This window comes from Erythrobacter sp. HKB08 (assembly GCF_004114695.1).
Lineage (GTDB): Bacteria > Pseudomonadota > Alphaproteobacteria > Sphingomonadales > Sphingomonadaceae > Parerythrobacter_A.
The window spans coordinates 2,606,053-2,619,730 of record NZ_CP035310.1 but is presented as its reverse complement, the minus strand read 5'-3'; the positions used below and the strand labels follow the sequence as shown (position 1 = coordinate 2,619,730).

The window sequence follows — 13,678 nt, the reverse complement described above, 5'->3', positions numbered from 1 at the left end:
CCAACCGCCTATCAGAAGCGGTAGGTGAAGCCCGCCAGGAAGCGGCGGCCGTAGGTCTGGTAATCCACGACCTGCAGCTGGTTGCCGTTGCCGTTGATCGAAACGAACGGTTCGTCGGTCAGGTTCTGGCCCTGGAGGTAGATCGAGAGGCCGTCGAGCGCGCTGCCTTCCTGGAAGTCGTAGCCGATCTGGGCATCGACGATCGTCTCGCCGCGAGCGAGGCGACGCGTCGGCGAGCCACCGAAGCCGGTGAAGTCGCCGAGGAAGCTCGAACGATGGCGGACGCTGCCGCGAGCGTTGAAGCCGTACTTCTCGAAGTAGAGCGTGCCGTTGGCGACCCACTTCGAATAGCCCGGGATCTGGTCGACATTGCCGAAGGCGTCTTCCACCTCGGTCTTGGTGTAGCCAAGGCCGCCGGTGAAGCCGAAGCCGTCGAGCGCTTCGGTGAAGACGTCGAACGGAACGGTCGCCGCGATTTCACCACCGTAGAAGTTGCCGCCGCCGGTGTTGTTCGGCGCGTTCAGCAGGCCGATCGTGCTCGGCGGCGTCGGACCTGCGGGAAGCGGGAAGCCGGCGTAGTCGAAGACGAAGGTGCTGGAGTCGATGTAGCTCTTGATGTCCTTGTAGAACAGCTGGAGCGCCACGACGCCCGAAGTGCCGAAATACTTCTCGAAGGTGAGGTCGACCGCGTTCGCACGGTACGGCCGCAGCGTCGGGTTGCCGCCGCCGCCGTTGAGGAACGGAGCGGTGCCGGTCGGGCTGTTGCCGACGTTGTTGTCGAGGCCGTAACCGATCGCGACGCGCATGTCGTCGAGACGCGGACGCTGGATCTGTCGGCTCGCACCGACGCGGATCACGAAGTCGCTGTCGAAACGGAGCGACAGGTTGAGGCTGGGCAGGACATCCCAGTAATCCGCACCGGCAGTGACCTGCGTCTGGACGCCGCCCGGGAAGGCAAGGCCGCTCGAGCTCTGGTCGGTGTGGACCGCCTGGACGCCGACGTTACCGGTCAGCATCGCGCCGCCGAGATCCTGTTCGATATCGGTCTGGAGGTAGATCGTCATCAGATCTTCCTCGATCTCGAAGGCCTTGGCCGGGATGTCGTTCGAGGTGTTCGGGTCGAGCACGTAGATGCCCGCACCGATCAGCTCGCGCGCGTCGTAGCTCAGCATCGGGCCGAGGCCGAGGTAATCGAGATTGGTCGGACGAAGCAGGAATTCCTGCGGGATCGTCGCTTCGAGCGCGCCGCCGGCGAGGCGGATGAAGAATTCCTGCGGGTCGAGCGACTTGTCGCGCGTGGTGTAGTTCATGCCGAACTTCACAGCGCTGATGAACGAGTCGTAATTCTCCTTCGCGACCTGGACGCGGAACTGCTTGAGCTCGTCGTCGATGATACGGTCGTTGAAGTAGCCGGCCTGCGTGCCGCCGCCCCAGCCGAGCGGGTCGGTCAGCAGGATGGTGTTCGGGTCCGAATAATCGAGCGTCGAGGTGAAGAAGGCGCCGTTCTCGTCCTGCGTGAAGGTGATGTCGTCGGTCGCGCCGTTGAGGGCGCCGACGCCGGTACCCGCGTAGGATTCGAAGCTCAGCTCGTGACGGTCGGTGCGCGAGTAGCCGAAGTCGAAGAACGCGCTCCAGCCGTCGTCGCCTTCATAAGCGACGTTGAGGCCGCCGGAGATCAGTTCGGCTTCCTTCTGGAAGATGTCGTTGCGAACGACGCCTTCGACAGTCGGGAAACGGCCCGCGACGACCGTGTCGTTGTCGACCTGCTGCGCGCTGACGTCATAGGTCGCGCCGAAGCAGAAGGCGGCGTTGCGGTTGAGCAGATCGCCCGGGTTGGCGCAGAAGCCGAGCGGCAGTTCGACGCCGCGCTTGCTCTGGTCGTCCTCGAAGTCCGAATAGAACGCATCGAGCGTGACCATCCAGTTCGGGGCCGGCTCCCACTGCACGGTGCCGGTGATGCCGAGGCGCTTGAGCTGGGTCGAGGTGACGAAGCTCTTCGAGCCGCCGATCAGCTGCGCGCCGCCCGACGGGCCGCCGGTGTACCCCCAGGCGTTGAATTCCTGCAGCTGGTACGGCTCGTCGACATAGGAGGCCGAGAGCGAGACGCCGAGCGTGTCGTCGGCGAACTGGTCAACATAGGTCGCGTTCGCGCGGAAGCCGAATTCCTTCGAACCGGCGTTCAGCTTGCCGAGGTCGGCATAGGAACCGCGCGCACCGATCGCGAAGATCGATTCGCTCACTTCGAGCGGGCGGATGGTGCGGATGTCGATCGTGCCGACGAGGCCTTGGCCGACAAGTTCGGCGGTCGGCGTCTTGTAGACGACGACCTGGTTCACGACTTCCGCCGGGTACTGGTCGAACTCGACTGCGCGCGCATCGCCGAGCGAGGTCTGTTCGCGGCCGTTGAGCAGGGTCTGCGAGAAGTCCTGGCCGAAGCCGCGGATGGCGATCACGTTCGCGCGGCCGTTGAGGCGCTGCGAGGTGACGCCGGGCAGGCGGGCGATCGATTCACCGATCGAGTTGTCCGGCAGCTTGCCGATGTCTTCCGCCGTGACCGATTCGAGGATCTGGTCGTTGAGCTTCTTTTCCGCGACCGCGCTTTCGAGCGAGGCGCGGAAACCGCTGACGATGATGACGCCGTCGTCTTCGGAAACCGGTTCTTCGTCGGTTGCCGCGGCATCGGCTTCCTGAGCCATCGCGGCCTGCGGGGCGAGGCCCCCGACCAGTGCGAGAGCGAGTGCCGGAGCGCTGATTCCGGCAGTCAGAGTGTTACGCTTGATCACTGTGTATTCTCCCAGTCCCACCGCGCCCCCGCGGCGAATAAATCTGTCTGTGGAGGCGGTCCCATCGTCGGAAATCCGAGCCCCTCGACGATGCATTACGACTGAGAATCGGGCTCTCGCATAGTCAGCATACGTATGTTTGTGCGGCGCACAAAAGGGCTGTGTGACCGATTTGCATCAAATTGTCTTATGTTCTCCAACCGCTTGGTTCAGCCCCTGCAACGCGTTGCGCCTCGTGCGCGTGCGCGATAGTTTCGCCGCTTGAGGAGAGTGGATGGGCCGCCAGCCTACAGGGAAGCCGACGAGCTTCGATATCGCCTATCTTGCCGGGGTGTCGCAGCCCACGGTGAGCCGCGCATTGCGGGGCGACAGGGCGGTCAGCGAGAAGACGCGCGAGAAGATCGAGCGAATCGCCCGCGAGCTCAACTACACGGTCGACAAGAATGCATCCTCGCTCCGTTCGCAGCGGGCGAACACGATCGCGCTGCTGTTCTTCGAGGATCCGACCGCCGACGACAGCAACATCAACCCCTTCTTCCTCTCGATGCTCGGTTCGATCACGCGCGAATGCGCCAATCGCGGGCTCGACCTGCTGATTTCCTTCCAGCGGATGGAAGACGACTGGCACGTCAAATACCAGGACAGCCACCGCGCGGACGGTCTCATCCTGCTCGGCTACGGCGATTACACCGCCTACGAACAGCGGCTCGAGCAGCTTGCCCAGCAGGGGACGCATTTCGTGCGCTGGGGTTCGGTGCGCGAAGACAACATCGGTGCGACTGTCGGTTCGGACAATTTCGGTGCGGGTCGCCAAGCGGGCGAGCATCTCGTCGAGCTTGGCCGCCGCAAGATCGCTTTCCTCGGCGATGCGGACGAGGGGTATCCCGAATTTGCCGATCGCTATGCCGGCCTGTGTGCCGCGCTCGATGCGGCGGGTCTCGAGGCCGATCCGAAGCTGCGCATGGATGCGCTGACGAGCGAGGCGGATGGCTACGCCGCTGCCAGGAAGCTGCTCGATAGCGGACGCGATTTCGACGCCGTTTTCGCCGCGAGCGACCTCATCGCCATCGGCGCAATGCGGGCGCTGGCCGAAGCGCAGAAAACCGTGCCTGAAGATGTCGCCATCGTCGGCTTCGACGACATTCCTGCCGCGGGCCACACCAGCCCGCCGCTGACGACGCTGATGCAGGACATGCGCGGCGCCGGGGCTGCGCTGCTCGACGTGCTGCTCAAGGGTATCGAGGACGACGAGATTACCCGGCGCGAACTGCCTGCGCGCCTTGTCGTGCGCGAAAGCACCGTCGCGAAGAAGTCACCTGCGAAGGCGACCTCGGACGCCTGAGCGCGCCTGGCGCAATCGATCACCACATTCGTATGCGTATTGTCGGCGCGCCCGATTGCTGTCAGCCATGCGTCTTCGCGCAGCAGCGGCACAAGTCCGCGCGCGCCTTACGGGAGTGAGATATGACGGGACGCGAGAAACCGCGCCAGGGCTGGGCCGGGCTGTTCAACATCAGCTTCGGCTTCTTCGGAATCCAGATCGGCTTCGCGCTGCAGAACGCGAATATGAGCCGCGTCTTCCAGTCGCTCGGTTCCGCGATCGACGATCTTCCCGCGCTCTGGGTTGCCGCTCCGCTGACCGGTTTGCTGGTCCAACCGATCATCGGCCACCTGTCGGACAAGACATGGATGGGCAAGCTCGGTCGTCGCCGTCCCTACTTCCTACTTGGCGCGGTACTGGCAGCGCTGTCGCTGTTCCTCATGCCGCTGAGCGAAGTATTGCTGATGGCGGCAGTACTGCTGTGGGTGCTCGATGCGAGCCTCAATATCTCGATGGAGCCGTTCCGTGCCTTCGTCGGCGACATGCTGAGGAAGGACCAGCACACTGCCGGCTACGCCGTGCAAACCGCGTTTATCGGCGTGGGCGCGGTGGTCGGATCGATCGTGCCCTGGGCCATGACGCAGCTCGGTGTCGCCAATGTCGCGGCAGACGGCGGCATTCCCGACACGGTCCGCTACAGCTTCTGGATCGGCGGCGCGGCCCTGTTCGCAGCCGTGCTTTGGACGGTGCTGACCACCAAGGAATACAGCCCTGAGGAAATGCGCGCATTCGGCGGCGAGGATGCCGTCGACGAAAGCGGCCACACGGTGCGTGCGCTCGCTTCCAAGAGCTATCAGGGTAGCGCGGTCTGGATGTTCGCCGGCGTCGCGGTCGTGCTGGCGGTCATGGGTTTCGACCTGGAGAAGGAAGTCTACCTGCTCGGCGCGCTGTTGATCGCCTACGGCATGCTCAGCGCGGTTGCGATTTCGATGGCGAAGCAGGGCAATACCACCGGCATGCTGACCAGCATCGTCGGCGATTTCTCCGGCATGCCCGACATCATGAAGAAGCTCGCCGTGGTACAGTTTTTCAGCTGGTCGGCGCTCTTCATCATGTGGATCAATACGACGCCGGTGGTGACGCAATATGTCTTCGGCAGCACCGACACCGCGAGCGAGGCCTACAATCTGGGCGCGAACTGGGTCGGCTGGCTGTTCGCCACTTACAACGCGGTCGCTGCCGTGGCCGCGCTCACGCTCCTGCCGTTCATCGCCAGCCGCGTCGGCAAGGCGAAGACCCATGTGTTCGGCCTGCTGTGCGGCGCGCTCGGCTTTGCGAGCTTCTTCGTCATCCGCGATCCGCAGGCCCTGCTGGTTTCCGAAATCGGCATCGGCATCGCCTGGGCCTCGATCCTCGCCATGCCTTACGCGATCCTCGCAAGCAGCCTGCCGCAGCAGAAGCTCGGCATCTACATGGGGCTGTTCAACGTGTTCATCGTCGTCCCGCAGCTGCTGGTCGCAACGGTCATGGGCTCGATCATGAAGGCGTTCTTCCCGACCGAGCCGATCTGGACGATGGCCTTTGCGGCAGGAACGCTGGTGATCGCAGCACTCGCCATGATGCGGGTGCAGGTGCCGGGTGAAGGAGAGGCAGCATGAAGCGCATGGCAATCGGCCTTGGCGCGGCGGCCCTTATCGCCGGCGGCGCTTTCGCAATGGGCGAGCGGCCCGAGGACGTGCTCACCGGCGGCTCGCCGTGGGAGCCGAAGCAATATGTCCAGCTCGAGAGCCCCGAGTGGACGCGCGATGCGGTGATCTACCAGATCAACACCCGCCAGTTCACCGAGGAAGGTACCTTCGCCGCTGCGCAGGAAGAGCTGCCCCGCCTCAAGGAACTGGGCGTCGATATCCTCTGGCTCATGCCGATCCACCCGATCGGCGAGGAGAACCGCAAGGGCTCGCTCGGCTCGCCCTATTCGGTGAAGGACTATTACGATGTGAACCCCGAGTTCGGCACGAAGGAGGAGTTCAAGGCTTTCGTCGATGCCGCCCATGCGCAAGGCTTCAAGGTCATCCTCGACCTCGTCGCCAACCATACCGCGTGGGACAACCCGCTGCGCAGCGAGCATCCCGACTGGTACGAGAAGACATGGGACGGCGATTTCCGCCCGACCCCGTGGTGGGACTGGTCCGACATCATCGATCTCGACTGGTCCAAGCCGGGCGTGCGTCAGCATGTCGGCGAGGCGATGGAGATGTGGGTCCGCGACTACGAAATCGACGGCTTCCGCGCCGATGTCGCAGGCTATGTCCCGGTCGATTTCTGGGAAACGATGCGCGCGCGGCTGTCCGCGATCCGCCCGGTCTTCATGCTCGGTGAGGTGCAGGAAACCGCCTATCACCGCGCGGCGTTCGATGCGACCTATGCGTGGGACTGGCATCATACCTCGAAGGACGTCGCCAAGGGCAATGCCGGGCCGAGCGCCTTCTACGGATACTACGCCGAGAACGAGAGCCTGTGGCCGCGCGAGGCCATGCGCATGACCTATATCGAGAACCACGACAGCAATGCCTGGGAAGGCACGCTGCGCGAAAACTACGGGGCCGCGCTGGAAGCGGCGACCGCGCTCGCCTTCACCGGCGAGGGGGTGCCGCTGGTCCACAACGGGATGGAAGCCTGCAACGCCAAGCGGCTCGAGTTCTTCGAGAAGGACGCGATCGACTGGTCGCAGGGCGAGAACTGCGAATACGGTGCGCTGCTGAAGGACCTCATAGCCTTCCGCAAGGCGAACCCGGCGCTCGAAAACGGGCAATGGGGCGCGCGCATGTTCAAGGTCGAGACCGACAAGCCCGAACAGGTCTTCGCCTGGGTCCGGCAAGAGGAAGGGAACAAGGTGCTGGGCCTGTTCAACTTCTCCGGCGCGGCGGTCGAAGTGACTTTCGCCGACGGGCTGCCGGCAGGCAGCTATGACGAGTTTCGCGGCGATCGCGTGACCTTCGCGGCGGGTGATACCGTCAGCATCGCGCCCAACGGCTTCCGCCTGTTCTCCGCGAAGGACTAGCGCCTATTCGGTGTCGATCGCCCGCTTGCCGACGATCGACACGCCGTATCCGTCGAGCGCGACGAGCGAGCGGTCGGAGTTGGTTAGCAGCTCCATTTCGTGCACGCCGAGCTCGTTGAGGATCTGTGCGCCGACGCCATAGTCGCGCAGCGCATCCATCGGCTCGGGCGGTTCGCCCTTCAGCTTGCGGACCTGGTCGGCGATGAAGCCGCCGCTCGCGCGCGGGATCATGACGATCAGGCCGGCGCCTTCCTTGCCGATGATCTCCATCGACTTGGCAAGGATGCGATCGTCGTCGCTCTGCTTGCCGAAGATGTCGTTGAACATGTCGAGCGCGTGCATGCGTACCAGCGTGGGCTTGTCCGGATCGACATGACCCTTCTTGAGCACGATCTGCTCGGTCATGGTTGCCTTGTTGTAGAAAGCGACCGCCGTCCAGTCGCCGCCCCAGCGGCTGGTGAAGCGGGCTTCGGCGCGCACTTCGGCCAGGTGGTCGTGGCGCAGGCGATAGGCGATGAGGTCGCGGATCGTGCCGATCTTGAGGTCGTGCTTGCGCGCGAAGCCGACGAGGTCGTCGAGCCGCGCCATCGTGCCGTCCTCGTTCATGATCTCGCAGATCACGCCCGAGGGATTGAGGCCTGCGAGCCGCGAAATATCGACCGCGGCCTCGGTGTGGCCCGCGCGCACCAGCACGCCGCCATCGCGCGCGACCAGCGGGAAGACGTGGCCCGGGGTCACGATGTCGTCCGCACCCTTGGAACTGTCGATCGCCACGCTGACCGTGCGCGCGCGGTCGCCCGCGCTGATGCCGGTGGTGACGCCTTCGCGCGCCTCGATGCTGGTGGTGAAGGCGGTCTGCATGGACTCGCGGTTGTTGCGGCTCATGGGCTCGAGTTTGAGCTCGTCCGCACGCGACTTGGTCATCGACAGGCAGATGAGGCCGCGGCCATGCGTCGCCATGAAATTGATCGCCGCCGGGGTCGCCATCTGGGCGGGAATGATGAGGTCGCCCTCGTTCTCGCGGTCTTCGTCGTCGACGAGGATATACATGCGTCCGTTGCGCGCCTCGTCGATGATTTCCTCGATGCTCGCGAGCACCGGGCGGTCGTCGTTCGCTTCGAGGAACGCCTCGAGCTTGCCGAGCGTTTCGGCAGTCGGGTTCCAGCTGGCTTCGGTGCATTCGCGCAGCGAATTGGCATGGAGGCCTGCGGCCCGGGCGATGGCGGAGCGCGACATGGTCCCGTCTTCGACGAGCTTGCGGATGCGCTGCTGGATCGATAGTTCGCTCATGCGGTGCGCCCTATCTCGCGCAATGTGATTTGTCGAGTGAAGAATCACATTGAAATGTGAAATCAGGCGGAGAAGTCGCGATTTCCGACGGTTGAAAGCTGCTCAACCACCATCTAGATGGGAGCAAAGCGCGATATCGCGTGGCAGCGCACGGTGGAGAACGGCCCGAATGGACACGAATGCTAGCGCTGCAATTGCCGACAAGCTGCGGTCTGCGCTGCGCCGGTTGCCGGGCCCGGTCTCGATCGTAACCAGCCATGACGAGGCCGAAGGCGGCCCGGTCGGAATGGTCGCCTCTGCCGTGATCCCGGTTTCGATGGATCCGCCCTCCATGCTGGTCGCGGTCAATCGCCGTTCGCAGTGCCACGCCTCGATCGAGAAGGAAGGTCGCTTCTGCATCAACCTGCTCGGGACCGAGCAGCGTAGCCTGGTCGAACCCTTTTCGACGCCCGGCATGCGCGAAGCGCGCTTCACCGAAGGGCCGTGGAGCATCACCGATGACATGCCCTGGCTTGAGACGGCTGTCGCGAACCTGTTCTGCCGGGTCGAAGCGACGCTGGTTCACGGCTCACACGAGCTATTCGTCGGCAATGTCTACGACGTGCGCTCGCGCGATGACGACGAACTCGATCCGCTTGGCTGGCTGGAAGGTGGTTTCGCGCGGTTCGGCGCGCTGGAATAGGCCTCAGGCCGGAAAACTCATCACGTCGCCCATGAACAGGTCGCCCTCGCCATAGAGGTAGGTGGGGTCGAAATCGCCCATCTGTTCCAAGGCCGCGCGGTCGTTGCAGACAAGCTTGCCGCGCCTGAAATCGGCGAGGCCCTTGCGGCGCAATTCGCCGAGCGAGCGGTTCATGTGGATCGGCGTGGTGCCGCACATGTCGGCCAGGTCCGATTGGGTCAGGGGCGAGCGGAAGCCAGTCGGATTGGCGAGGCCTACTTGGTCGAAACGGTGCCAGATTTCCGCCAGCAGATGCGCTGTGCGGCGGCTCGCCTTCAATTGCTGGAGCTTGAGTGTCCATTGCCGGTGGATCGCAGCGTCGAGCAAGGTCGAGAACCAGAACAGGCGCGAGAGGTGGGGCTCGCCCTGCATCAATTCTTGCAACCGCTTGTGCGATACGAGGCCGATCTTGGTCGGCCCGAGCGTCACGAGGTCGTGGTCCAACCGCTTCAATGCGAAGGCATGCAGGTCCATGAAATCGCCCGGCACCTGGATGCCGACAATGTAGCGATTGTTGTTCTCGTGGATGGTGCGGATTGCGAAACCCGAGACGAGCATGGTCGAGAAATCGCACAGTTTCCCGCGTTCGAGCACGGTATGCGACTGGTCGTATTCGCGGACTTCCTCAATGCTGGATTCGAGGATTTCCTTCTCGCGCTCCGACATGGCATGCCGCAGCCGGCCCATCAGGAAACGGGCGGTCAAAGGATAGCTGTCAATCTCTCCCCGCATGCCGACTAGAAGTCGCGGCGGCGCAATCGGTTCCATCAATCCTAACTTTTGTGAGGTTTTAGCTCTGCAAACCTAATTTCGCGCCGTTCTGGCGCAGGGATTCCCTAACCCTTTCGAGCGCGCTGCCGACGGGATCGGTTTCGTCGAGCAAGGCGAAGCTGCCGGTCACGGCATAGCTGCAATGCCCGTGCACCGATGCGATCAGCGATCGCGCGTAACGCCCTGTGTCGAGGTCCGTGTCTGGCGGAAGTACGGCCGCGACTTCCTCCTCGACGATCCCGGTCAGGACCGCGCGCCCGGCGAGGTCCTCTTCCGACAAGCCCTTTTCCGGCGAAACCCTGTGTTCGTAGATCGCCGACCAAAGATTGGGATGGGCGACCGCGAAATCGAAATAGCCGCGCACGAGGCTTGCGATACGATCCTTGCCGCCGTCCGCCAGCTCGCGCTCCAGCCAGTTCGCCCATAGTCCGAAGGTGCGCGTGTTGATCGCCGCCAGCAGGTCGTCGAGCGAGCCGAAGACATTGTAGATCGTTCCGACCGAATAGCCCGCGCGCTTGGCTACCTCTCGGCCGGAAAAGCGCGCATAGCCGACCTCCGCCATCAGCTCCTGCCCCTTTTCGAGCAGCAGCTCGCGCAGTTCCTGCGGTGAGTGATCCGACCGGCGTCCCATGGAAGAGCGCTCTAGCACAGAATTGAACACTGTCTAATTTTTATATTGAACAGCGTTCAATTTACCGATACCACCTCGAATCGGAAGGGGAGTGCTGCAAGATGACGATCTTTCTGCTGTTCGTTCTCGGTATCGCGGTTGCCTATCTCTGGACCCGCTACGACGCGATGGCGCGCGACTATCGCGCACTCGAACAGCGGCTGGATGCCGCCGAATGGCGGCTCGGGCAGGCGCAACCGTCCACGGAGCCGCAGGAAGAACCCGTGGCCGAACCGGTCGAGGCGCCCAGGGCCGAAGCGGCCAAGCGAACCTTCGTGCCGCAGATGCGATCACGACCGGCGACACCGGAACCGCACGGCGACGAGCGGCCGCGCGTCACCGGGTCGAAGGTTCCGGCAATCAAGCTCCCCAGCTTCGATTTCGAGGATATTTTCGGCCGCCTCCTGCCGATCTGGGCGGGCGGCGTCGCGCTCGCGCTCGCGGGCTTTTTCCTCGTCCGCTACTCGATCGAGGCGGGGCTCTTAGGTCCGAGCGTGCGCGTTATCCTCGGCTTCCTCTTCGGCACGCTCCTGCTGGGCGGGGCGGAACTCGCCTACCGCCAGGAAAAGCGCATCGCCGACGAACGGGTGCGCCAGGCGCTCGCCGGAGCCGGTCTCGCGACGCTTTATGCAAGCTTCTACATGGCCGGATCGCTTTACGGTCTGATCGGTCCTGCCGTTGCATTCCTCGGCCTCGCCGCAGTGACTGCGGGTGCGATCGCGCTTTCGTTCCGCTTCGGCCTGCCGAGCGCTATCCTCGGGCTGGTCGGCGGTTTCGCCGCGCCCGCGCTGGTGGCGAGCGATGAGACCAACCTGCCGCTTCTCTCGCTCTACCTGGCGCTGGTCACGGGAGGGCTGAGCTACGCCGGTCAGAAGCAGGGACGCAGCTGGCTCGGCATCGCAGCGCTAGGAGGCGGCCTCGGCTGGGGCGCGCTCATCCTGCTGACCGATGTCACCGGGGTGAGCGACATTGCCGCCTACGGCCTCTATCTCGTCATGCTCGGCGCGGTGATCCCCGCCTTTACGCATGGCCCGAGCGTCCATCCGGCCATCCGGCTCGGGGCGGCCGCGCTCGCGGCGGTGCAGATGGCGGCGATGGTATCGCTGAACGGACACGAGCCGCTCGGCTGGGGGCTCTACCTGCTACTCGGCGCGACGCTGGTCGTCTTCGCATGGCGCGATGCAAGGCTGCGCGAGGCAGTCGCCTTTGCCGCGGCGGTCGCTGTCGTCATGCTCGGCCTGTGGAGCGATGCTGCGAATGGCGAATTCCTCGCGGTCATGCTGGGTATCGCAGCCGTGTTCACGCTCGTACCGCTGGTCGATATCTGGCGGGGGCGCGGGCGAGCGATCGACTTTGCCCAGATAGCCGGCGTTTCGGCAGCTCTCGCCGCATTCGTCGATCTGCAATTCGCATACGAATGGTCGCTTACAGCGCGTGCCGCCCTGCTTGCTGGCCTCGCTGCCCTGCCTGCAGCCGCCGCCGTCAGGCCTTTGCAGGAGCGCGAGGACAAACTCGGCTGGGCAGGGAATGCGGTTATCGCAGTGGCGGCTACAATTTGCGCGGGCGCTCTCCTGACGCTGCTGCCGGACTGGGCCGATGTCTTCGGCGTCGCACCTGTCGCGACCGGTCTTGCAGTCCTCGCTTCGCGGCGTGACGACAATCTGCTGCGGACGAGCGGCTGGCTGGCGATCTTCGCCACTTTGGTCGCGCTCGGCTCCGACTGGATGGTCGGGGACGAGTTCGAACGTCTCGTCACCATCCAGCCGGCGACGTTCGATGGCTATTCGTTGCTTCGCTGGGCGGCCCTGCTGCCTGCGCCGCTCGCCTATGCGCTGCTCGCGAAGACCGGGCGAACGCGCACTGCGGGCGAGATCGTCGGCGCACTGGCGGTCTACGGCCTGATTGCGCAATTCCTGCCCGGTGACGCGCTCGCCTGGGCCACTGCCGCGATTGGCATCGGAGTTCTGTTCCTCCAGCGGGAAAGGCTCGCGGCAGCAGCGACGGCAGTCGCCCTTGCCGCCGCCTGGGCGCTTATTCCGGTCGGAAACTGGCTCGAGCTGGGCCTCCAGTCACTGGCCGGCAATGCCTTCCTGCGCCCCGTCCAGCCGGACCTGGCGAGCGTTGCCTTGCGCATATTGCCTTTCGCCGCCTCCGCTGCTGCCTTTGGCGCGCTTTCGAATGACGCGCGGCTGCGCGCTACCGGTTTCACTGCGGCAGGCGCGATGGCGGCGATCGCTCTCCACCTTGCCTACAAGCAGCTGTTCGGTATCGGCATCCCGGCAGAGTTTACCCAGCTTGGCATGGCCGAGCGAACCGTGTGGCAGGTCGCGCTCGTCGGCGCAGGCTGGGCCGTGTGGAAATTCGCGAGCAAGGCCGAGTGGTCGCGCTGGGCTGCGAGTGCGCTCGCAACAACCGGCCTTGCGCATTTCGCCCTCTACTCGCTCGGCTGGCACAACCCGGCTTTCACCGCGCAAGCTGTCGGCTCGCTCCCGGTGCTGAACCTCCTGCTGCCGGCGTTTGGCGCGGCTATCGCGGCGATCATCCTCTTGCGGGATATCTGGTCGGAAAATCGTATCGCAATGAAGCGCATCGCCGATGGCGCGATCATGCTGCTCGTTACGCTGGGTGCGCTGGGCCTCTTGCGACAGGGCTTCTCGGGCACGTTCCTGATCGGTCCGCCGCTCGGCACGGTCGTCGGCGAGACCGAGAGCCTGCTGCGCTCGTTGCTCGGCATCGTGCTTGCGCTCGGCTTCCTCGGCTGGGGCACGCGCACGGACAGCCGCAGCTGGCGAGTGGGATCGCTCGTCCTCATGTTGCTGGCCGTGCTCAAGGTCTTCCTGTTCGACACGGCAGGCCTCGAAGGACTGCTTCGCATCGCCTCCTTCATGGCATTGGGCTTCAGCCTGATCGGCATCGGATGGTTCTACACGCGGCAATTGCGCGGAAGCGGAAAAGGACCGGAAGTCGAAGCGGCTGGCTGAGCTGCCATTTTGTCGCCGGTTTAGGGCTTTAGGCCACAGTTCGACCTGCGGTTCACTTTGCTGTCATGGGCGTGTCATGT

9 protein-coding genes are annotated in these 13,678 nt (G+C 64.3%); 5 read left to right on the top strand and 4 right to left on the bottom strand.

Features of this window, described 5'->3' with window-relative positions:
* Positions 1-11: 11 nt before the first annotated feature.
* Positions 12-2,696 carry a TonB-dependent receptor gene (locus tag EO245_RS12655; RefSeq protein ID WP_128893577.1) on the bottom strand — a complete coding sequence of 895 codons (2,685 nt, stop codon included), beginning with the start codon at positions 2,694-2,696 and terminating at the stop codon, positions 12-14.
* A 361-nt stretch (positions 2,697-3,057) separates the two neighbouring features.
* Between EO245_RS12655 and EO245_RS12650 the strand changes: the two genes are divergently transcribed.
* The 3 genes from EO245_RS12650 (at position 3,058) to EO245_RS12640 (ending at position 7,165) form a co-directional block, all read left to right on the top strand.
* Positions 3,058-4,125, top strand: coding sequence for a LacI family DNA-binding transcriptional regulator (locus EO245_RS12650; RefSeq protein WP_128893267.1), 1,068 nt, complete (start codon positions 3,058-3,060; stop codon positions 4,123-4,125).
* A 122-nt stretch (positions 4,126-4,247) separates the two neighbouring features.
* Positions 4,248-5,762 carry an MFS transporter gene (locus EO245_RS12645; RefSeq protein ID WP_128893266.1) on the top strand — a complete coding sequence of 505 codons (1,515 nt, stop codon included), beginning with the start codon at positions 4,248-4,250 and terminating at the stop codon, positions 5,760-5,762.
* Positions 5,759-7,165: an alpha-amylase family glycosyl hydrolase gene (locus EO245_RS12640; RefSeq protein ID WP_128893265.1), complete on the top strand. Its 1,407-nt coding sequence runs from the start codon at positions 5,759-5,761 to the stop codon at positions 7,163-7,165. Before EO245_RS12645 ends, EO245_RS12640 begins: the two co-directional genes overlap by 4 nt.
* Positions 7,166-7,168: 3 nt before the next feature.
* On the opposite strand, the gene ribB is transcribed toward EO245_RS12640, so the two are convergent.
* A complete protein-coding gene (ribB, locus tag EO245_RS12635) occupies positions 7,169-8,455 on the bottom strand; it encodes a 3,4-dihydroxy-2-butanone-4-phosphate synthase (RefSeq protein WP_128893264.1) in 1,287 nt (428 codons plus the stop codon).
* 169 nt (positions 8,456-8,624) lie between these two features.
* On the opposite strand from ribB, the gene EO245_RS12630 reads away from it, so the two are divergent.
* On the top strand, positions 8,625-9,137 hold the full coding sequence (locus tag EO245_RS12630; RefSeq protein WP_128893263.1) for a flavin reductase family protein: 513 nt from the start codon (positions 8,625-8,627) through the stop codon (positions 9,135-9,137).
* A gap of 3 nt (positions 9,138-9,140) precedes the next feature.
* On the opposite strand, the gene EO245_RS12625 is transcribed toward EO245_RS12630, so the two are convergent.
* Both EO245_RS12625 and EO245_RS12620 read right to left on the bottom strand, forming a co-directional pair.
* On the bottom strand, positions 9,141-9,908 hold the full coding sequence (locus EO245_RS12625; RefSeq protein ID WP_128893262.1) for a Crp/Fnr family transcriptional regulator: 768 nt from the start codon (positions 9,906-9,908) through the stop codon (positions 9,141-9,143).
* Between the two features lie 58 nt (positions 9,909-9,966).
* Positions 9,967-10,578 (bottom strand): TetR/AcrR family transcriptional regulator, encoded by a 612-nt coding sequence (locus EO245_RS12620; protein ID WP_128893261.1) that lies wholly within the window; start codon positions 10,576-10,578, stop codon positions 9,967-9,969.
* Positions 10,579-10,679: 101 nt separating this feature from the next.
* On the opposite strand from EO245_RS12620, the gene EO245_RS12615 reads away from it, so the two are divergent.
* Positions 10,680-13,598: a DUF2339 domain-containing protein gene (locus tag EO245_RS12615; RefSeq protein ID WP_128893260.1), complete on the top strand. Its 2,919-nt coding sequence runs from the start codon at positions 10,680-10,682 to the stop codon at positions 13,596-13,598.
* Positions 13,599-13,678: the final 80 nt, after the last annotated feature.

Coding starts and splice junctions, on each gene's coding strand:
- EO245_RS12645 (WP_128893266.1), top strand. CDS start 4,248: ATGACGGGACGCGAGAAACCGCGCCAGGGCTGGGCCGGGCTGTTCAAC.
- ribB (WP_128893264.1), bottom strand. CDS start 8,455: ATGAGCGAACTATCGATCCAGCAGCGCATCCGCAAGCTCGTCGAAGAC.
- EO245_RS12655 (WP_128893577.1), bottom strand. CDS start 2,696: ATGGCTCAGGAAGCCGATGCCGCGGCAACCGACGAAGAACCGGTTTCC.
- EO245_RS12625 (WP_128893262.1), bottom strand. CDS start 9,908: ATGCGGGGAGAGATTGACAGCTATCCTTTGACCGCCCGTTTCCTGATG.
- EO245_RS12630 (WP_128893263.1), top strand. CDS start 8,625: ATGGACACGAATGCTAGCGCTGCAATTGCCGACAAGCTGCGGTCTGCG.
- EO245_RS12650 (WP_128893267.1), top strand. CDS start 3,058: ATGGGCCGCCAGCCTACAGGGAAGCCGACGAGCTTCGATATCGCCTAT.
- EO245_RS12615 (WP_128893260.1), top strand. CDS start 10,680: ATGACGATCTTTCTGCTGTTCGTTCTCGGTATCGCGGTTGCCTATCTC.
- EO245_RS12620 (WP_128893261.1), bottom strand. CDS start 10,578: ATGGGACGCCGGTCGGATCACTCACCGCAGGAACTGCGCGAGCTGCTG.
- EO245_RS12640 (WP_128893265.1), top strand. CDS start 5,759: ATGAAGCGCATGGCAATCGGCCTTGGCGCGGCGGCCCTTATCGCCGGC.